At 43.7% G+C, this 20,807-nt stretch carries 19 protein-coding genes; 14 read left to right on the top strand and 5 right to left on the bottom strand.

The window, feature by feature from the left end:
* Positions 1-4: 4 nt before the first annotated feature.
* The 7 genes from ACCB35_RS20060 to ACCB35_RS20030 all read left to right on the top strand — a co-directional run bounded on the left by ACCB35_RS20060 (position 5) and on the right by ACCB35_RS20030 (position 9,648).
* On the top strand, positions 5-1,180 hold the full coding sequence (locus ACCB35_RS20060; protein WP_374055035.1) for an aminotransferase class I/II-fold pyridoxal phosphate-dependent enzyme: 1,176 nt from the start codon (positions 5-7) through the stop codon (positions 1,178-1,180).
* Positions 1,177-2,820, top strand: a complete 1,644-nt coding sequence (locus ACCB35_RS20055; RefSeq protein WP_374055034.1) for a M20/M25/M40 family metallo-hydrolase — start codon at positions 1,177-1,179, stop codon at positions 2,818-2,820. Before ACCB35_RS20060 ends, ACCB35_RS20055 begins: the two co-directional genes overlap by 4 nt.
* 721 nt (positions 2,821-3,541) lie before the next feature.
* Positions 3,542-4,102, top strand: coding sequence for a competence protein ComK (locus ACCB35_RS20050; protein WP_374055033.1), 561 nt, complete (start codon positions 3,542-3,544; stop codon positions 4,100-4,102).
* Positions 4,103-4,369: 267 nt separating this feature from the next.
* Positions 4,370-5,272 (top strand): N-acetylmuramic acid 6-phosphate etherase, encoded by a 903-nt coding sequence (gene murQ / locus ACCB35_RS20045; RefSeq protein ID WP_374055032.1) that lies wholly within the window; start codon positions 4,370-4,372, stop codon positions 5,270-5,272.
* A 90-nt stretch (positions 5,273-5,362) separates the two neighbouring features.
* On the top strand, positions 5,363-6,721 hold the full coding sequence (locus tag ACCB35_RS20040) for a PTS transporter subunit EIIC (protein ID WP_299742749.1): 1,359 nt from the start codon (positions 5,363-5,365) through the stop codon (positions 6,719-6,721).
* The gene (locus ACCB35_RS20035) at positions 6,718-7,746 is read left to right on the top strand and encodes a MupG family TIM beta-alpha barrel fold protein (RefSeq protein ID WP_374055031.1); all 1,029 of its coding nucleotides are present in this window, start codon (positions 6,718-6,720) and stop codon (positions 7,744-7,746) included. The genes ACCB35_RS20040 and ACCB35_RS20035 overlap by 4 nt, the downstream gene beginning before the upstream one ends.
* 123 nt (positions 7,747-7,869) lie before the next feature.
* Complete coding sequence (locus tag ACCB35_RS20030) at positions 7,870-9,648, top strand: LamG-like jellyroll fold domain-containing protein (RefSeq protein ID WP_374055030.1); 1,779 nt, start codon at positions 7,870-7,872, stop codon at positions 9,646-9,648.
* A 74-nt stretch (positions 9,649-9,722) separates the two neighbouring features.
* On the opposite strand, the gene ACCB35_RS20025 is transcribed toward ACCB35_RS20030, so the two are convergent.
* The 5 genes from ACCB35_RS20025 to ACCB35_RS20005 form a co-directional block, all read right to left on the bottom strand.
* Positions 9,723-11,375 (bottom strand): M4 family metallopeptidase, encoded by a 1,653-nt coding sequence (locus ACCB35_RS20025; RefSeq protein WP_374055029.1) that lies wholly within the window; start codon positions 11,373-11,375, stop codon positions 9,723-9,725.
* Positions 11,376-11,709: 334 nt separating this feature from the next.
* A complete protein-coding gene (locus ACCB35_RS20020; RefSeq protein ID WP_374055028.1) occupies positions 11,710-12,660 on the bottom strand; it encodes a polysaccharide deacetylase family protein in 951 nt (316 codons plus the stop codon).
* Complete coding sequence (locus ACCB35_RS20015) at positions 12,657-14,003, bottom strand: glycosyltransferase (RefSeq protein ID WP_374055027.1); 1,347 nt, start codon at positions 14,001-14,003, stop codon at positions 12,657-12,659. Before ACCB35_RS20015 ends, ACCB35_RS20020 begins: the two co-directional genes overlap by 4 nt.
* Positions 14,004-14,008: 5 nt before the next feature.
* A complete protein-coding gene (locus tag ACCB35_RS20010; protein WP_374055026.1) occupies positions 14,009-14,848 on the bottom strand; it encodes a family 16 glycosylhydrolase in 840 nt (279 codons plus the stop codon).
* A gap of 229 nt (positions 14,849-15,077) precedes the next feature.
* Positions 15,078-15,440, bottom strand: a complete 363-nt coding sequence (locus ACCB35_RS20005) for a DUF192 domain-containing protein (protein ID WP_374055025.1) — start codon at positions 15,438-15,440, stop codon at positions 15,078-15,080.
* A 204-nt stretch (positions 15,441-15,644) separates the two neighbouring features.
* Here ACCB35_RS20005 and ACCB35_RS20000 point away from each other — a divergent pair, with 204 nt between their 5' ends.
* The 7 genes from ACCB35_RS20000 to ACCB35_RS19970 all read left to right on the top strand — a co-directional run bounded on the left by ACCB35_RS20000 (position 15,645) and on the right by ACCB35_RS19970 (position 20,807).
* Positions 15,645-15,800, top strand: a complete 156-nt coding sequence (locus tag ACCB35_RS20000; RefSeq protein ID WP_374055024.1) for a Flp family type IVb pilin — start codon at positions 15,645-15,647, stop codon at positions 15,798-15,800.
* A 74-nt stretch (positions 15,801-15,874) separates the two neighbouring features.
* Complete coding sequence (locus tag ACCB35_RS19995) at positions 15,875-16,390, top strand: prepilin peptidase (RefSeq protein WP_374055023.1); 516 nt, start codon at positions 15,875-15,877, stop codon at positions 16,388-16,390.
* Positions 16,387-16,740 (top strand): TadE family protein, encoded by a 354-nt coding sequence (locus tag ACCB35_RS19990; RefSeq protein WP_374055022.1) that lies wholly within the window; start codon positions 16,387-16,389, stop codon positions 16,738-16,740. The genes ACCB35_RS19995 and ACCB35_RS19990 overlap by 4 nt, the downstream gene beginning before the upstream one ends.
* 20 nt (positions 16,741-16,760) lie before the next feature.
* Positions 16,761-17,651, top strand: a complete 891-nt coding sequence (locus tag ACCB35_RS19985) for a pilus assembly protein TadG-related protein (RefSeq protein WP_374055021.1) — start codon at positions 16,761-16,763, stop codon at positions 17,649-17,651.
* A gap of 30 nt (positions 17,652-17,681) precedes the next feature.
* The gene (gene cpaB, locus ACCB35_RS19980; protein ID WP_374055020.1) at positions 17,682-18,272 is read left to right on the top strand and encodes a Flp pilus assembly protein CpaB; all 591 of its coding nucleotides are present in this window, start codon (positions 17,682-17,684) and stop codon (positions 18,270-18,272) included.
* Entirely contained in the window at positions 18,272-19,465 is a 1,194-nt protein-coding gene (locus tag ACCB35_RS19975) for an AAA family ATPase (protein WP_374055019.1), read from the top strand. Before cpaB ends, ACCB35_RS19975 begins: the two co-directional genes overlap by 1 nt.
* Before the next feature lies 1 nt (position 19,466).
* Positions 19,467-20,807, top strand: a complete 1,341-nt coding sequence (locus tag ACCB35_RS19970; RefSeq protein ID WP_374055018.1) for a CpaF family protein — start codon at positions 19,467-19,469, stop codon at positions 20,805-20,807.

Genomic DNA, 20,807 nt, shown 5'->3' with positions numbered 1-20,807 from the left:
GTATATGTCAATCACTATAAATGCGCGAGCTGAAAGGTTGGTTATACCAGGGATTCGCCAGTTTTCTAATCAGTTGGTATTTTACCCTGATGCCATCAATCTTACCGTTGGACAACCTGATTTTCCTACGCCTGAAGCGGTGAAAAACGCAGGAGTCAGAGCCATTCTCTCGGATCAAACAGGTTATTCCCATAATGCAGGATTACTTGAATTGCGGACCGCCATCAGAGACTTTTTCGCTGATCAATATGGCTTGGACTATGATCCTGAAACGGAAGTGATTGTAACAAATGGGGCAAGTGAAGCCATTGATTCTGTTTTCAGAACGATTCTTGAAGAAGGGGACGAGGTAATCTTACCAGCTCCCCTATACTCTGGGTACGAACCAATTATTACGATGTGCGGAGCAAAAGTCGTTTATTTAGATACATCTGTTACTCAATTCAGGCCTTCTCCAGCAAAACTGGAAGCTTTGATCACGGATAAAACGAAGGCCATCTTGTTTAACTATCCATCCAATCCAACCGGTGTCACCTTGGGTAAGGAAGAAATGGATGAGCTGGTAAAAGTGATAGAGCAGCATGATGTGTTCATTATTTCGGATGAAATCTATAGCGAGAATGCTTTTGAAGGAGAGCATCACTCCTTCGCATCTTATACAAACTTGAAAGATCGATTATTTCTTATCCATGGGTTGTCGAAATCTCATTCGATGACAGGCTGGCGGATTGGATTTGTGCTGGGCCCCAAAACTGTTATGGAGCATGTTGTGAAGGTTCATATCTACAATGTCGTTTGTGCATCGGTGCCAGGCCAATTTGCTGCCATCGAAGCACTATCGAATAACCGCCATGTGCCTGCTGAAATGAATGTGGCTTACAAAATGAGACGTGATTTTGTCTACAAACGTTTGGTGGAAATGGGATTTGAAGTGATACTTCCCAAGGGGGCCTTCTATATCTTCCCATCCATCAAACAATACAATCTTTCTTCACTAGAGTTTGCTACTCGCCTATTGAAGGAAGGTGGGGTAGCTGTTGTACCCGGGAGCACCTTCACACAATATGGCGAAGGGTACATTCGCATTTCTTTTGCCTATAGCATGGAAGTATTGGAAAAAGGTCTGATTCGTTTAGAGCACTGGCTGAATCAGCAGCAAATAAAGGAGGTTATATCATGAGACGGTGGGGGACGCCTGAGTCTTTACGGGCATTATTGTGTGAACTGGTGGGCTGGCATAGTCGAACGTTAACAGAGGGAGAGTTGGATTTCCCAGTCAGGCTGTTTGAAAAAATGAAAAACATCCCTTATTTCCATTCTAATCCCGAGTTGCTAAAACTGGGAGCCGCAGATCTTGGCCGCCAGTTTTTAACCGCTTTATATAGGCATGAAAAGGCGGATAAAACGATTGTGTTAATCAGTCACTTCGATACGGTTAGTGCAGAAGAATACGGAGAGCTGGAAGCACTCGCTTTCAATCCCGAGAGCTTAACCAAGGAACTGAAACAGTATATTGATGAATTGCATCCCGAAGCCCAAAATGATTTACGTTCCGGAGACTACTTATGGGGACGGGGGATCATGGATATGAAAGCTGGATTGGCCATTCATATGGCAATCATTGAAAAGGCAGCCCATGAAGAGTGGCCGATCAATCTTGTCTTATTGACAGTACCGGATGAGGAGGTCAATTCATCTGGAATGCGTTCAGCGGTCGTTGTATTAAATGAATTGAAAGAAGAATATGACCTTGACTATACTCTCTTTCTGAATGGAGAACCCGTATTTTCCCAGAAACCTACTGATACGGCATATCACGTTTATTCAGGATCAATCGGTAAAATTATGCCATCCGCACTTTTTTATGGAAGAGAGACTCATGTTGGTGAACCTTTAAGTGGGATGACTTCTTCTTTTATTGCGTCATTTCTTACTCGGAAAATGGAATGGAATCCACTATTCAGAGAAACAGAATACGGAGAGAATGCTCCTCTTCCCATTACACTTCAGCAAGAAGATCTAAGGTTGAATTATTCTGCACAAACTCCATATGGAACTGTCGCTTTATACAATGTCTTTACAATGAAACGAACAGCAGCGGATATCATGAACTTATTTGAGCAGGTTGCAGTGTCTGCAGCGGAGGAATGCAATGAATGGTATCATCAGTTATGTGAACGAGAGAGGATTCCTTCTGTAGGAAAGGTTTCAGTCCTTCGTTATTCTGAGCTGCTTGAATATGCTGAAAAGAAGCTGGGGAAAGATTATATCGAGGCCCTGAAACATGACATAGGGATAAACCAAGGGGACGATCGTGAGAAATCCTTTCGAATTGCTGATACTCTCCTCATTAATTGTCAGGAGCTGACTCCAGCCATTGTACTGATGTTTACGCCACCTTATTATCCCGCTGTCAATACGTCTGAGAATCCTCTAGTATTAAAATGTATAGAAAAAGTAACGGAAGCGGCTAAGGAGCAATTTAATTTGCCTGTCGAACAAGCACATTATTTTAATGGAATATCTGATCTCAGCTATGTGAACTATCAGGACAATAACAAAGGCTGGGCTGTATTTGAAGAAAATACCCCTGTTTGGAACACCACTTATAGCATTCCATTTAAAGAGATGAATAAGTTAGAGGGTCCTGTACTCAACGTAGGTCCATTCGGAAAAGACGCCCACAAACGTACAGAACGTTTGCATGTGGAAAGCGCGTTTGTAAAGACTCCTATTTTTGTGGAGGAAGTGATCAAGGAAGTTATGCGGTTTAAAGAACACGAAGAGAGCAGTATAAGAATGTGTAAAACTCATGGCTGATGTTTATTTGTTAAGAGGCTGGGACAAAAGTGTTTTAGTCTAAGTAAAGCACGAACAAACCTGCTTGCTTTTAGGCAGGTTTGTTCGTGCTTATTATTTGTTGTCGGTACATTTGATTTTAGCTATTTCCAGCGGTTGATTGGAGTGCAAGACGAAGACTCCTGCGGGAAAAGTAGCTTATGTGAGACCCGTCCAGCTCCGGGGCTTAGAGGCACATGTCATAAGTCAAACCGTCCAAGAAGGCAAAGAACGCCTTCGTGGCCGCTTCGCCTTATGCCAACCGCCTCTGAACAAAGCGCCTCCGCTTTTCTTCCCGCAGGCTTGCCGAGGAGGCTCACGGGCTACCCGCGGAAAGCGTAGTCTTGCACGGAAATCATTAGCGGTATTAAGAACTTACACTTCTATTGTTCGTCTTACTATCGTGGTTTTTTAGTTTTGTCCCAGCCTTTTTTTGTTTTTTTAGGTAATGCATTTAGAGTTCATGACAAAACGACGGAAATGAATGAACAAGCCGATCAGTTTTTTTATATTTAAAGGGACGGGTTTCGACACTATCTCCCAGGAAATAATCCATTTCCTCAAATTATGAGATTTTTCTCAAAAAATATACAAATATAAATGGAAATATTATGGTATTAGTATATAATAGTAATAAAGTCTCATATATAAGAAGATTCTGATAATAGAGGCTTTATTAAAAAGGAAAAGGAAGGTGTTTAGATTGAAAGGTTTAGAAGTGCTGGTTACTCGAAGGACGGTAGCTATTTGTCCTGCTTATGATGGAATCCATCGGTCGATCATTTATGACTATTCGGGGAGAAAGATGTTCAGCAAAAAATCCGTCATGGAAATTTTAGACGAATCCTGTATGGCTTACCGCTCTACATATGACGGCAGGATCAAAGCCGTTCGCCATGCCACCAAGTATTTACGAAAAACACCTCTCATGATCTGCCCGCATGAGTTCATCTATTGTATACCTACCATGGCCCCTACACACTATGATTGCATCTGGTTATTCTGCCAGCATATCGAGTCATCATCCACTTCTCAAGGAAAAACATACATCCAGTTTACGAATGGAGAGCGGTTGGAAATCAACTGTTCCGAAAAAGTCATCACCAAACAACGGGAACGGGCCGCTGCCACCATGAACCACTTTGCCAGCTTCCCATCCCAGAGAGCCTTCAGAAGGATCGAAAGCGAACTATACCTTCCAGGATTTCATCCCGGCATGCTGGATACAGCAGACATCCCAAATGATCCGCAAATTGATTTTTGAGGGACGGACCTCTGAGTGTAGAGTAAGATAAACATGAAATAAAGAAAAAACAGGAGTAGGAAGCTTGTTCCAACTCCTATTTGTCGTTTTTTATTTTTTATGAGTTTACACCCATTCTAGAAAACTTATCCTCCCTTTCCACAAAAAACAATGGTCTATTTTAAAATAAAATTTCATATATTTAAAAATACAATTGAAATATTATTTTAAAAGTGATATTAATATAAGTAATGAAAACGCATACAGATTTTCTAGGAGGAATGACTTATGAAAGAAGATAAATTTTTTGAGTTATCAACAGAGAAGGTGAACCAGAATACGCTGGGGATCGATACAGCAAGTACGGGTGAGATTCTCCGCATGATGAATGAGGAAGATCAGAAGGTCGCTTTTGTCGTTCAAGAAGTGATTCCTCAAGTTGAAAAAGTAGTGGATGATGTTGTGAAATCCATCTCTCAAGGTGGGAGATTGATCTATATCGGTGCAGGTACAAGCGGCAGGCTGGGTGTGCTGGACGCGGTGGAATGTCCGCCGACTTTCAGTGTGAGCAGTGACGTCGTAGTCGGATTGATTGCAGGCGGGGAGAAAGCATTCGTCAAAGCGGTCGAAGGAGCAGAGGACGATGAGGAGCTGGGTGTATCCGATCTGAAAGAAATCGGGCTGACCAAGGCGGACACAGTCGTAGGGATTGCTGCGAGCGGACGTACGCCGTATGTCATCGGTGGTCTAAGATATGCAAGGGAACTTGGTGCGACAACCGTTGCCCTGTCTTGTAATACTGGCTCGAAAATTTCTGCTGAAGCAAAGCATGCGATTGAAGTGGATGCCGGACCCGAAGCCTTGACCGGATCCACTCGATTAAAAGCCGGAACTGCACAGAAAATGGTCCTCAACATGATTTCGACAGCGGCCATGATCAAGCTTGGAAAGGCGTATGGGAATCTGATGGTCGATGTGAATATCAGTAACTATAAACTGGAGCAGCGGGCGATCGGAATCATTGAGAGTATCACAGGTGCTGATAGAGAAACGGCAGCATCCACATTGAAGAAAGCAAACAACGAAGTGAAACCATCCATCGTGATGATCACTCTCGGTTGTGGATATGAAGAAGCGAAGAGCCGACTGGAAGATGCCAATGGTTATGTTCGATTAGCCATTGAAAAATAGGCTTTTTGTACAGGGGTACCTGTCCAGGACCCTTCATAGAAATAGAAGGGAAAAGGAATACAAAGCAAACTTGAAAGGGGAAGGTGAACAATGACGAATAAAGAATTGGCTGGCATCATTTTAGAGCAGTTTGGCGGTGCTGACAATATAGCAAGCTATGAAAATTGTATGACCAGACTGAGAGTGAAAGTGTATAACGAAGATCTCGTGCAAAAAGCCAACATCAAGAAGATCGAAGGAGTACTGGGCTTTGTAGAAGACGAAACATACCAGGTCATTTTAGGGCCGGGTAAGGTCAATAAAGTAACAGAAGAATTCGGGAAGCTGGTTGCATCCGGATCAGGTGATCTTGATCTGAAAGCCCGTGCTGCTGAGCAAAAGGCTGATTTGAAAAAGAAGAACAGCACACCATTTAAATTACTGCTGAGACGAGTTGCGAATATCTTCATCCCTCTGATTCCTGCGTTGATTGCGTCAGGACTTATCACTGGGTTTACGAAGTTTTTCGTTCAAGCCGGCTGGCTGAATGGTGAGTCACAGCTTGTGATGATGCTATCCATCATCGGAAGTGGGTTATTCGGCTATCTTGGTATCCTTGTCGGGATGAATGCGGCGAAGGAGTTCGGTGGATCTGCAGCACTTGGTGGTTTGGCGGGTATTCTGATTATCAACCCGGCCATTGGTGATGTGACGTTATTTGGTGAAAATCTGCTTCCAGGCCGTGGCGGACTGATCGGAGTATTGATTGCAGCGATTTTCATGGCGTTCGTTGAGAAAAATGTACGCAAAGTGATTCCGCAGGCTGTGGACATTATCGTGACACCGACCATTGCGTTACTTGTCACGGGATTATTAACATACACGGTATTCATGCCGGTAGGTGGATTTATTTCAGATTTAATTACGAACGGACTCCTTTCATTGATTGAAATGGGTGGATTGGTCGCTGGATTCGTGCTCGGTGCCACCTTCCTGCCGCTAGTCGTAACAGGATTGCATCAAGGACTGACACCGGTTCACCTGGAACTGATCAATACGATCGGGGACGACCCGCTTCTCCCGATCCTTGCAATGGGTGGAGCAGGACAGGTTGGAGCAGCTTTCGCGATCTTCATGAAAACGAAGAAGAAGAAGTTGAAGAGAGCGATTGGTGGAGCTCTTCCAGCAGGGATGCTTGGAATTGGTGAACCGCTTATCTTCGGTGTGACGTTACCACTTGGCAGACCTTTCCTGACAGCTTGTATAGGTGCCGGATTCGGCGGAGCATTCCAAGCGTACTTTGATGTCGCGACGTTTGCGATCGGGGTATCTGGATTGCCGCTGATTTTCCTTGTGAATGCAGGAGAGATCCTTTACTACACGATCGGGCTTTTAATTGCCTATGCAGCCGGATTTGCCATCACGTATCTGGTTGGCTTTAAAGACGAAATGGCGAGTGAGTTCGAATGATTGGAATCTCCGTATATTTATCTGACGAAGGAGCCGAAGATAGCATTCTTCGCGCTTCTTCGCTGGGTATCAAGCTTGCGTTCACCTCTCTTCACATTCCTGAAGAGTCGGCGTATAGCAGGGAGCATGTCCGTCACCTGTTATCCACTTTTCAAATAGAAGGATTCGAAGTGTTTGCTGATGTTTCAAAAAACACGCCTTCCTTTTTAGGGTTAGACAGCTTTGAAGAGTTAAAAGGTTTGGGTGTTACGGCACTGCGTCTGGATGACGGGTTTACGGCAGAAGAGATGGTGGCGTTGTCCCATCACTTCCAAATTGCCATCAATGCCAGTACCGTCGGGGAAAGGGAATTGAAAAATTGGATCGACAGCGGACTGGAAACAGGAAGCATGATTGCGTGGCATAATTTCTACCCTAAGCCTGAAACGGGATTGGAACAGGCATACTTCATGAAACAGCAAAGACTGTTTAAAGCTTTGGATATTCCGGTTTATGCCTTTGTACCGGGTGACGATGAAAAAAGAGGACCGTTATACAAGGGTCTCCCGACGTTGGAAGACCATCGTGATCAAAACCCATATGTGAGTGCAATAGAATTGAGGCAGTGGGGTGTCCAGGGTGTATTCATTGGCGATCCCGGATGTTCACAGGAACTTCTTCGCAAGCTATTGGATGTTGACCAAGAAAATGTATTGGAGCTTGTATATGAGGGCGGCGGTGAATTCGAGGGCGAATATCAGCTCAGACCAGATCCGGGAAGAGACGTGTATCGGCTCCTGGATACACGGAAGAGTCAGGATGTTCCCCCTTCAAATACTGTAAAAAGACCGCGGGGGGCCATCACCCAGGACAACGATCTGTACGGACGCTATAAAGGCGAAATGCAGATCGCCCGAAATGACCTGGAGAAAAACCCTGCCGTGAACGTGATCGGGATTATACGTGATGAAGACCTTGATCTATTGGAATTAATGGATCCTGGTCAAAAGATCCGGTTGATGAGAGGGACGGACCTCAGTGAATGAAGTGCTCGAAAAAAATCTTCTAATGATGATTCATTAGGAGATTTTTTTTTGTTTCAGTATGATACATCTTCTATCCGACACGGTTCATACTAACTAGAAAACGCTTGTAAAGGAGGGACGACATTGAGATTAGACAAGAAACACCTGCTATTCATATCGGGACTGGCTGGTTTGATGGTTCTGCTTTGGGTGTTGTTCCCTCCTGTCATTTCCGGACGGGACATGGAAGAGAGAGGTCCTTCTTCAGCCATCGCCGCCCATTGGATCTTCTCGAAGGATTACATTCAATCCGGAACCATCACCGGGAAGGATCTGGTGATGAGGGATGTAAGTGGGAACGCGAATCATCTCCGGTTAATCAACCTGGATGACTCCAATCAAAAGATTCCTTCCATCCGCTGGTCTGAAGAAGATTACGATCAAAAGGATGAGGTGGAGACCCTGCAGTTTCATCACAAAAAAAGTGATGCTGGAGGTCAATATTTTCAAACCGACAAGGATGCCCCTTTGAATCATAATCGCTTTAAAAATGGATATACCATCGAGGTATTATTCAAACTGCCGAAACAGTTCTCACCTAAAGATCACGGTGGAATGGGCATTATGTCAAGGGGGGGCGGGCGCTCCACCTTAACTGTATCCGATTTTAAACAAGTCCAGTGGGCCAGTCATCCATTAAATCTTCAACGCAACGAGACAGATTGGTCCCCAGCCCTTGATAGTGAAGAAGACTGGTACCATGTAGCGGTCGTCAATGATGGGAAACATTCAAGTATCTATATAAATGGAGTAGCAGATTTCAGGCACTCCACTGATGCTGAAATAATCGGGATTGATGTTGCAAAAGGGAAGGGATGGAATATCGGGGCATCAGAAAAAGACAACAAAGCAGAAGCCTTGTTTGCGGGGAATTTACAGGAAATACGTATCGCCGATCGACCACTTCCACAAGAAGAATGGCTTATCCAACTAAAGGCTGGTGACCACGTCAAAAACGGGTCCAACAATTATCAATCCTTGCGAACGAAAAAGAAAAATTATTCCTTTCTTTTTGTCCCTGATCCTCAAAAAACGGTACGCTCTAAACCAGAAATTTTCAAAGAACAAATGAGATGGATTTCTAAGAGGTATGAAAAGTTGAATATAGCCATGACCGCTTTCTTAGGAGACATGGTCGATCAAAGCGATTCGTTGGAGGAATGGGTCCACTCGTCTACAAGCGTCGGTCTCCTCGATCAGGGAAAGGCACCGTATGTGACGATTGCCGGGAATCATGACTACGGTAAAGGAGATCCCTATCTTAAATATTATGGGTCAGGTCGTTTTAAGGACAAATCGTATTTTAAAGGGGCTTCCCCTACTGGATATAGTTCGTATTCCATCATTAAAGCGGGAAGCTATCATTACTTATTCCTATCCCTTGACATGGAACATATGAAGGAGGACATTCCTTGGGCAAAAAAGGTTTTAAAAGCACATCCCAAAACGCCAACCATCCTTCTTTCTCATCAAATCCTCAACATAGAGGGAGTCACTCCCATTGAGACAGAAAGGGGGACACTTGCCTGGGATCAACTGGTCCATCCTTTTAACCAGGTATTCATGACGGTCAATGGACATCATCATGGCTCCACTCACAGAGTGAAACAGAATGCTGCAGGTAATCCCGTTTTACAAGTGCTTGTCGACTACCAGTCAAGTTATCACGGGGGCAATGGCTGGATGAGGTTTGCGGAATTCGATGAAGCAGACGGGACGATCTCGTTTAAGACCTACTCCCCATGGGTGGATAAACTGCCGAGGCCGCAGAAAACGTATTTTGATGTGGCGTATTTGACGGGGGTACGGGATCAATTCCAGATCCCATTTGATTTTGAAGAGCGGTTTGATTTTAAACGGTGACCACTGGGGGAACTTGAAAAATCCAAAAGAAGCATGAAGAGTAGATCTTCATGCTTCGCTAACCTCAGATTTATTTATTCCAAAATTCCGACAGAATCAAATCCACCGGCCGCGGCTTCAGCCTCTTGACTGCCTTCACCATACAAGTCGACCGCCGATTGAATGATCGCTTGACGGGCAGCACTGAAATCAGACGTAGGCGTCAAATAAACCGTCAATGCACGGTAATAAATTTTCCCAAGCTTCTCGCGTCCGATATCCTGAGCCGTCAGGTAGGCGGCATGATTAATGATGGAGGAGTTAATATGAACCCCCCCGTTGTCGAGGGAACGGGGAAGATCATAAAACTCATCCATATGCGATGGATATTTGCCTTCACCATTTCCGTACTCTACATATTTTGCTCCTACCGGGTACTTGCTCGGGTCACTTAAGCTGCGAAGAGATTCTCTGCCATCTGCTTTGGCAGCAGGTGCCATGATGTCTTCACCGAGCTCCCAGTTTTCGTCATCGATCAATGCACCGAAAATGTCTGCGTAAGCTTCATTCAACGCACCTGATTGAAACCGGTAAAGAAGATTTGCCGAGTTGGAAATGACCCCATGAGTCATTTCATGTGCGGCCACGTCAAGACCGGCAGATAATGGGACCATGAATTCTCCATCTCCGTCACCATAGGTCATTTGTCGTCCGTTCCAGAAGGCGTTGTTATAATTTGTACCAAAATGAACATAAGAAACAATCGCCATTCCTTCATCATCAAGGGAATTTCTGTCATGTTCGTTCAGATAATATTCATACACCTTCTCTGAGTTATAATGGGCGTCCACGGCAGGACGATCGTAATCCGATTTAAATGAAGCATCTTTATTGGAGAAAACCTCTCTTGAAGGATAGTCGTATGTTAAAATCCCCTCCAAATCCTCATGACTATAATCCGCCATCTGGAATTCGGTGCCTGAATGCGGTTCCTTTACTTGTGAAATATGTAAAAGGCGATGTTCCCCTAATACACCGGTCCCGGTTCCTGTTTGAGTTTTGATCTCTTCTGAATGCATGATCCCATTATATTGATCAACCACTTTTCCGCTTTTCGCATCAACGAACACATACCAGTTTCCAGGCTCTTCTCCTAAAAAGTTCACATTCACTTTGTAGGCGACATGATTCTTCCCTTCAAACGGGTAGATCACGAGTTCCGATGTAGGAGAGTATTCTGTTTTTTCAGGAGCATGAACAGAGGATTTCGCAACTTCTATCGCTTTTTCACTGGTAACGAGTGTAGACGTATTCAATTCACTCGTTTCCACCTGTTCATTGTAAGAACCATTCACGGCTGTAATTTCATTGTTTTGGTTATAGTGAACAATGATCTCAGATCCTTCAACAGGTAGTCCATTCTTTGTTTGATGGAAGCGGACGTGGGTCATCCCCAGCTCATCTTTTTTTGATTCCTTCACTTTCAAACTGGCTTTGGGATTCTTCATTTGAATTTTACTTTTATGCTGATCCAGATAGTTAAGAGCATCATTGGAATTGGCGGCAAGACGTTTGACGGCCTGCTTTTCTTTTACAAAAAGAGGGACATTGGCATTGTCATTCCATTCTTTAGAGGCTGCATTTACTGCGTGTTCCTGGGGTTGGACGGCAAGGGCATCACTGGACGGAAGGGCGGCAGAAAAGAGAGTAGTAGAAAGGATAATTGGTGCGATTAGTATTTTCTTCAAATTATTTCCTCCTTTAGTAACTTTAGTACAAGTATAGAGAGGGAGGAAAATAATTACATGATTCATATTAATTATCTTAATAGTCTGAATAAATAGGTATTTAATGGTAGTATTGTAGACCTTGAGTGAGTAATAGTAATCAGAGAAATTATCCTTTTTATTCATTTCGGGATTCGAAATAATGAGAAGGGACTAGTTCGTGTCGAATAAAGGAGAAGTATTGTTTGATTCTACTATAATTGAAGTGTAAGAAACATGGGATATCATGGGTATTTTGGCGGGGGAGAAGTGAGATGAAAAAAGATCCTGCAGGTATTGATACAGGATCTTTCTTTCATTGATTGACATAGCTTTTGAATTTTTTCATGGAAACAGAATAAAAGATTTGAAACCTCGGTATTTCATAAAGGTGAGATGCTGGTGTAGCAATGTCTTCTTCAGTGGTAAAGGCCATCTTGAACCCCAAATCCCTCAAGGTATCAATCGTCCTTGGAGAATATTCTCCATAAGGGTAGGCAAAGGCAAGATTCTCACCTTCCAAGTGAAAGATACTGGTTTCTAAATCCTTCTTCACCTCCTGATCCGATTTTGATAGTAAATAAGCCAATCTTCCATTTTTGTCTTTTTTCTCGCGTTTATGAAGATTGTAGGTGTGGCTTTCGTAATCGAATACGTCACAGGCCTTTGATAATTCTTTCGTGCTGAAATATTGAACATACTTAGGAGTATAGGTTTGGATTCGATTCGAAATCGCCCCGGTTATTAAAAAATTCGCAGCCTTAAAGCCATGCTCTTTTAAGATCGGATAGGCTTCGATGTAGTTATCTTTATACCCATCGTCAAACGTCAACACGACGCTCTTTTCGGGGACGTCCAGATCATTGGTTAAAAACGCATAAAGTTCACTCATTGTAAGTGTCACGAATCCATTTTCTTTTAAGTAATCCATCTGTCTTTTGAAGTTTTCGGTGGTCACGATCATGGGGTTGATCTTTCCTTTAATGTAGTGACGTTTCGTAAGGTCTTCTTCATGAGTTATTCTGTGATAGGTCAGAACCGGGATGCTTTTCGCGGGCTCTCCCTTGATGGAAAAAGATCGTATCTCTTTTTGGGATCCCTTTATACAGGCCTCGATATTAAGGTCTTTATCTTCGGGGTAAGCCCCTTCGTACTCTTTTGCGAGAAGATCATATTTAGTGATATAGAAACTGAATCCGACAAATATCAAGCTGACAAGAGAGAGAAACCCAAAGGCAACTGTCACCTTTATCATGATCTGCTTCATGCCCGTTTTTCTCCCTTCCAGCCTACAGCTCCTGAACGCTCAAGTTTATCCCACGCCTGGGGCTTATAGAAATAAGACAAAGTTCCATAAACAACAAAGGCCAGGTTGATCATTCGATAGATGAAGATTTCAGAAGGAAGGAAGAGCAGGATGCGTCCGATATCCTTTTTTGAAAACTTAATGTTATGCAAATGACAAATATAAATCGTTGTGATGCTTTGGTACATGAAAAGGAAAACGGCCGTCAAACCCAGCAGGATCAATAAAATAAAGTTTCCTCTGTTCATAAAGAGCACAAAGGGGGTAATGATCACAGGGAAAGCGTTCAGGGTACCAATCAGAAACTGATCCAGGAGAAAAAAGACAGAAAATCGTTTTGAAAACTTGTGGAAATAACATCTGCGATAGTGGACTAGACAATCAATAAAGGCCTTCTGCCATCGAACCCTCTGCTTGAACATATCCCTGAACGTACTCGGGCATTCGGTGTAACAGATGGCACCAGGAGCAAAGGCGATTTTTTCTTTTCTCCCATTCTCTTCGATCCATTTATGGAGCTTCAGGGTAATATCCATATCCTCCCCGATCGTGCTCCTGAATCCTTTAATCTTAAAGAGGGTACCCCTTCTGAATGCTCCGAAAGCCCCTGCGATCACGGTGATGGCACCCACAGAAGCCTGGGCACGTTTATGAAGGAAGAATGCCGTTAAATATTGAAGAAACTGGTATCGGATAATGCCGCTTACCCGAAAGGTTGGCCTTAATTGATGCAACTCACCTTCAAATGCTTGAGCGATCATCACGTTTCCACCGGAAGCTATGACTTCCCTTTCCTGGAAAACATCGTTCATTTCTGATAAGGCATTCGTTTCTAAAATACTGTCGGCATCAAGAGTGATGACAATCTCATTTTTGCTGAAGTTGATACCGGCGTTGAGTGCATCTGCTTTCCCGCCATTCACCTTATCGAGGACGAAGATGCCGGGATATTTAGTAGAACGATAGACATTGAGTATTTCCTTATGTTTCAGTCTGCTATCCGTAGGTCGATAATACGCCTTCAGATCAAGCTTTTGTCTTAATACCTCGAGGGTCCCGTCTTTGGAACCATCATTGACGATTACGAGTTCTGCTGGATGATGATCCTGATGGAGAAAGCCTTGTATACAATTTTCAATCACCTTATCTTCATTGTAGGCGGGAACAATGACGGAAAAGCTGTGATTCTTAAACACGACCTTTTTCTTCTTTTTTTCATTTTTAAAAATGGGGACGATGATGTATACGGTCTGGAACAACACAAAAGCGATAAAAATAGCGAATGTGAGATAGAGAAAAAACATAGCACTTATCTCTCCTTACTGTTTGCTTCATAGACTCTTACATAATCGATGAGAAATTCTTTTGTCGAACTATCCTTTGGATCCGGTGAACCGGGCCACGTTCCCCCTATGGCTGTATTGATATAAAGAAATAAAGGGGAGTCCGGAGAATACTTCGTTGTTTCAAATACAACTTGATCATCCAGTGTCCATGTGATCTTATCCTTTTCCCAAATAAGTCCATATGTGTGAAAGTCATCAGAAAACTTGGTGTCGCTTGTGTGTGTTGAGTAATCTCGTTGTTTCTTTCCGTTGGAGTCTTCCCAGTGGACAACGAAATAGATTTCATTAGGATTTTGTCCGATGTTCTCCATAATATCGATTTCAGGGAGCCAATTCCTGTTGTTGGAATTCACGAGCCACAAGGCAGGGAATATTCCTTTTCCTTCGGGAATCTTGGCGCGTATCTCCACTTTCCCATACGTGAATTCATAGAGGTCTTCTGTCGTGATCGCCCCGGATGTGTAGTTTCTGCCTTTGAATCGTTCTTTTTTAGACTGAATGACCAGATGTCCATCCCGGATGGTTAGATTGTCAGGAGAGTAGTACTGTAACTCTTCATTCTTATCTGAAGCCCAATCCTGTAAGTTCCACCGGTTTTTTAAATCATGGCCATCAAATTCATCGTTCCATACTAATGACCAGGGACCATCCTCTTTTAGTTCAGCGGATAACGCCTTTGGCGGAAGTTCTACTTCTCTTTTTATCCCTTCGCTTTTCGGTGTTACCCCCTCCGAGTCTTCGAACTTTTTCTTTACGGTAGAAAGAAAATCATCTTGATTAGAGCATCCTGAGACTGTGAGCATCGTTACTAATATCCCTGCTAATAAGCGAATCGTGCTCCCTCCTTTTAAGAGAATAAGGATATTGTTCCTTCATTAAGAACAACTTGTGAAGAAAGATGGAGAACGATGTTGTTCTATATTGAGAACAATTGTAACAAAAAAAAATAAAGGGGTAAAGAAATATCAAGTTAATTTTATGTGAAAGTAGCAAAAATATCTTACCCTTTATAACACAGGAAAGGATCCAGTCTCATAAGACCGGATCCTTTCCTGTGTTTTCTATTATTTCTTCTTCCTTAATTCGGAGTCGTTTGATACTGCCTGCAGGAAGCTCGATAACAGAATGAGCGTGCTTAACGGGGAATGTCATTTTCCAAGGCTGCAGGTCAGGAACCAGTTTAATTACTTTTTGTTCTTGATCAAGGAACACGGCGTCAATTGGGAAGTTCATAAAGAACATATGGATGGAATTGCAGGGAATGATCCAAAGCCCTTCTTCTTCCAGGGGGCGCTTCCTGAACATCAATCCTTTTAATCGTGCTGAAAAGTGAACAGCCTTCTTTAATGGATAGGGTATTGTTCGACATAAAGTATTTTTCTCCAAGGAGTCCATCTCATCTCTCCTTATAAAAAATGTAGATATAGACCTACTATATAACAGATATTGGATGATTCTCAATAGCGAATAATGTCGAATTTTTTATTCAGTAAGACTATTTACATGTTCATTATAATGAACTATCATGGGAGTATAAGGTAGTTCTTAAAAAAGAACATCCGGTAAATTATAACGAATATACTTAAGGAGGAAATACAAATGGTAAACAAAATGAAGCAGTTAGTGATGGAAGAGGAAGGTCAGGGGTTGTCGGAGTATGGGCTGGTTTTGGCTGGTGTTGTAACAATAGTTGCAGCAGTAGTTATTATATTACAAAAAGAAATTTCAGATCTCTTTACAAATCTCCTACCATAATAAACTTAGTTTCTACTATTTCTCAAGCCTTATTGCCAAATAAGGCTTGAGATAAAGAATTGAGGTCGATTCCATTGGTCATAATCTACATCACTCTCAGTCTGGCATTAGGAATCTCCCTAATAACAGACATCAAAACTAGAAAAATATTAAATATCGTCACCTTTCCTACTATACTATTCGCCATCATATTCTATTCCATTACACAAGGATGGGATGGATTTTTTTTTAGCAGCGCAGGATTTCTCGTTGGGATCGGGACTTTGCTGATTCCTTTCTTACTCGGCGGGATGGGTGCAGGGGATGTAAAGCTGATGGGAGCGATAGGGGCACTGATGGGATCAGCGTTCACCCTGAAAGCATTTGTCGTCGTGGCCCTTATAGGTGGTTTGATTTCGTTGATCCTGATTGTTACGAAAAATGGTCTCATGCATTCTCTAAGAAGTTTATATATCTTCCCGGCTTTATTATCAGGAACAAAAGGGATGATTCACTTGAAGCCTGACACGAAATCGTCCATTGCCTTTCCTTACGGGGTTCCAATCGTGATCGGAACGTTATTGACAGTAGTATGGGGTGTTGTCTCGTGAAAAGCGAAAAAGGCCAGTCTCTTGTGGAATATGCGTTTGTGCTGCCTCTCTTATTATTGCTTATCTTTGGGATCGTGGATTTTGGACGGTATTTTCACGCTGCCTTAACGGTGGACCATGCCGGCCGGGAAGCGGCAAGGGCTGCCAGTGTCGGGAAGAGTGATGTGGTGGCCGTGGCTGTGAGGAACGGATCGAGCATCAGCTTAACGGCCGGTCACGTACAGTTTTCGAAATCCACAGAGGAGGCTACCGTCCGCATCGTCTACCCGCTTACATTTATTACGCCTGTGATAGGGTCCCTTGTTGGAACCCTGCAAGTGGAAGATACCACGGTTATGAGGATTGAATGATGATGAACCGATTAAGATCATTGATAAAGAATGAACATGGAAATATCCTAGTGATGACTGCCCTTTTCATGGTTGTTTTGTTAGGGGTGGTGGGACTTGCCTTGGATGGGGGGAGGATTTATGCCGAGAAGAGCTCCCTTCAAAAAGCCCTCGACGCAGCGGTTCTGGGAGGAGTACAGGTCATTGCCAGCAAAGGCGAAGCAGAAGCCATCACAGTGGCAAAGAACCTGGGAGCTAAAAATTCCCATTCCTTGGATGGAGGTACATTCTCCACTACCAGCAGATCGATAAAAGCCAGTCAGGAAGTGAAGGTCCCACTCACATTTGCCAGGTTTCTTGGTTTTAACGAAGCGACGGTTTCAGCTTCGGCCAAAGCGATTGCGGCTCCCCTGCAAAAAGGCTTTAAGATCACCCCGATTGCAGTGGAAAAGGATTCCCTTCCCCATAATACAGAATTGAAATGTGAGAACACGAGTAAGAATCATGGGAACTGCGGTTATCTTGCCTTCGATGGCAGGGGGGCAAGCAATCTTAAAGACAACATCATAAACGGGGTGGAAGTTTCGGTTGGAGAACTTGGGACGGTTGAAACCGAGCCCGGACAGAAATGGGGGCCCGTTGAAGATGCTTTCCAGACGTTGATCAGCCTGGATGCCGGCAAGCCCCATTGTCAACGTGCTGCTACGGCCGACAATAAGTGTGCCCGTGTCATCAATATCGTCGTCATTGACACCTGGGAAGGGGTAAATGGACGGGATACATTAAACGCTGTTGGTTTGGCCGCTTACTGGCTTGAAGGCATGCCGGAAAAGAAGCGGGTGACCGGTAAGTTCCTCAAAATGGTCACTCAAGGGGATATCGATGAATCTGCCCCTGATTATGGCTTATATGGTGTGAAATTGGTTGAATAAACTCTTTATTACTAGTAGCGGGAGGATGTTATGAAAACGAAGCGTATTTGGATGTGGTCATTTGTTTTTGGAATCATTGCGGCACTTGTCGCTTATGTGGTCGTCTTTCCGGCACCTGCACCGGTCCCGGCCTCCACGACTACGGCAGTGAAGGACGATGCGAAGGAGAAGCAGGACGAAGAAGAACCTGAAGTGCCAAGTCGGGAAATGAGTAATGAAATGATTTCCGTCGCGGAGGGTATGCGGGCAGTCTCCCTTAAGGTAATGGCCCTAGAACAAGGGGTTTCAGGGTATATTGAGCCAAATTCACATATTGATATCATTGCCTATGAATCGAGCAAAGATGAAAAAACCAATAAGGAGATGCGGACAGCTAAGCTCATTCTTCAGAATATCAAAGTACTCGCTTCCGGTAAATCCGCTGATGGCACTGACGAAGCCCTTCGATATGAAACGGTGACGGTAGAGGTTACCCCAGAGCAAGGGGTTGAACTCAGTTTGGCTTCAAGGGATAAGGACGGATTCTACTTTATGCTGCGTGGAAAAGATGATGCGAACATTGAGAAAGATCCCATTTCATTTTCTAGGGAAGTCTTTAAAGAAGGGGAGAGTGAGGAATAATGATTAACTGGTTTTATTATTCAGATACGAATACAGCTCCTGGAGATATTGAAATACTCCTTCAGCGTCGATCCTATGAGCTGCACCATTTCCCACAGTGGGAGGACCTGATATATCGAATAAAAGAAACCGATCATTCCATTCTATTCCTTAAAGCGAATGCCATCTATGATGGATTCGAGCTGTGTCAGGAAATATCGATCCTGTTCCCTCATCTATATATCATCTTGATTTTGCCGGATCATATGGAAAATGCAAGAAAAGCCATGAATGTGGGGGCTTCCAATATTCTCAGACAATCTGCGGAACAAGAAGAAAAAAGAGATGTCATCGATCAAGCCGTTAAATACTTGAAGCTCCGGGAAAGCGGCGTGAACTTTCATCTTTCGAAAAATTGTAAAGTAGTATCCGTCTGCAGTCCCAAAGGTGGTATCGGTCGGACCACTACCGCTGTCAACCTGGCAGTGACTTATGCTCAAATGGGGAAAAGGGTGGGGGTATTGGATGCCAACCTTCAATTTGGCGATATGAACATGCACTTTGATATCAGACCGAATGGAACCCTTTACGAATGGGTGAAGGAAGAATATGAACAACATAGCTTTTCCATCGATAAATACTTGGTTCAACATGACAGCGGTGTCTCTATCCTTCCAGCGCCCCTCAGACCGGAATTCTTTGAAATGATCACGGAGACCCATATAGAGAAAGTAATCGAAGAAATGAAAATGAGGTTTGACATTTTGATCATCGATATACCTTCCTATTTATCAGAAGTTCATTTGAAGTGTTTGGAGCGCTCGGAAGAATGCCTTTTACTGGTGACGAATGACCTGCCGGTTTTAAAGCGAAGCAAGCTTTACATTGAAGCACTGGATTCATTTCAATTCAGGGAAAAGATAAAAATCATTCATATTCGCAATAAGAAGAATAAGCAGGTTGATGTAAGTCAGATGGAAAGAATACTTGAAACAGCCATCTTCGCTACGCTGCCATTTCATGAACCGGTGATTACTCAATCGGTTAATCTTGGGGTACCCGTTGTTCTTACCCATCCAAGGAAACCGATCGGGAAGAGTTTTCTATCTATAGCAAAACAGCTTACCCAGCCGCCTGTACAATCCGAACAGGAAGTATCACCAAAAAAGAAAAAGGGTGTCAAACAATTAGTCCCTTTGAAAGGAAGGGTATAAGATGGCCGTCTTCAGCAGGGGTGCTCAAGATAAGAATCAAAAAGGTAAGCATGATAGAGAGGCTAAGATGAGAGCTCCTAAAACAAAGGAGTTCTGGGAGATGGGATCCCGACTTCATCACTATATAATAGAAGAATTGAAGAAGTATCCCGGTCAGAGTGAGGAGCAGGAAAAAAGTAAAATTAAAGAATTGAGCGAGGAATTTATAAGTGAAGAGGGGGGACGTTTAACCTTTGAAGAAAAAAATCAGCTCGTTGAATCAGTGGAAGATGAGCTTCTTGGCTATGGTCCGATCACTCCTCTTTTGGAAGATCCATCTATTTCAGAGGTTATGGTCAACGGGCCACACCAAATCTACTACGAGCAACATGGAAAGCTGATTCGAAGCTCAGTCACCTTCAGGGATGATCAGCACGTTCAGAGGATCATCGAAAAAATCGTTTCACCCATCGGCCGCCGGGTGGATGAGAGCTCTCCCATGGTAGATGCCAGGCTTCCCAATGGTTCACGCGTCAATGCCATCATCCCTCCCCTTTCGTTAATAGGACCGATCGTTACGATAAGGAAATTTTCCGATACGCCTTTTTCAGTCGAAGATTTGACTCAATTCGGGACATTGAATCAAGATATGGCAGAATTCCTTGAAGTCTGTGTACTGGGGCGGCTGAATATCTTTATAAGCGGTGGGACGGGTTCGGGTAAAACCTCGACCCTTAATGTTCTTTCGTCGTTCATTCCTCATGATGAACGAATCGTGACCATTGAAGATGCAGCAGAACTGCAGCTCTCTCAAGACCACATCATTTCCCTTGAATCGAGACCGACGAATATTGAGGGGAAAGGGGAAATCACGATCCGGGATCTGGTCCGAAATGCATTGAGGATGCGTCCGGACCGGATTGTGGTAGGTGAGGTGAGGGGCGCAGAAGCACTGGATATGCTTCAAGCGATGAACACGGGACATGACGGAAGTTTGAGCACCGGGCATGCGAATTCGCCACGGGATATGCTGGCACGCTTGGAAACCATGGTCATGATGGCCGGGTTTGATCTGCCGGTCCGTGCTATCCGGGAACAGATTGCCAATGCCCTGGATGTCATTGTCCAACAGGTCCGTTTAAAAGACGGCTCCAGAAAAATCACCCATATTACAGAAGTACAGGGGATGGAAGGGGAAACCATTGTCCTTCAAGACCTTTTTCATTATAAGGAAACAGGATGGTCCCATGATGGGAAAGTGCAGGGAAGATTTGTGTCGACGGGTATCCGGCCAACTTTCATTGAGCAACTTGAAGGAAATGGCTTAACCGTATCCTCTTCCTGGTTCAAGGGGGAGTGGTAA

Source organism: Rossellomorea sp. FM04394, from assembly GCF_041889765.1.
In the GTDB taxonomy this organism is placed as follows: Bacteria; Bacillota; Bacilli; order Bacillales; family Bacillaceae_B; genus Rossellomorea; species Rossellomorea aquimaris_B.
The sequence above is the reverse complement of the archived record's forward strand: the minus strand, read 5'-3'. Positions and strand labels throughout refer to the sequence as shown.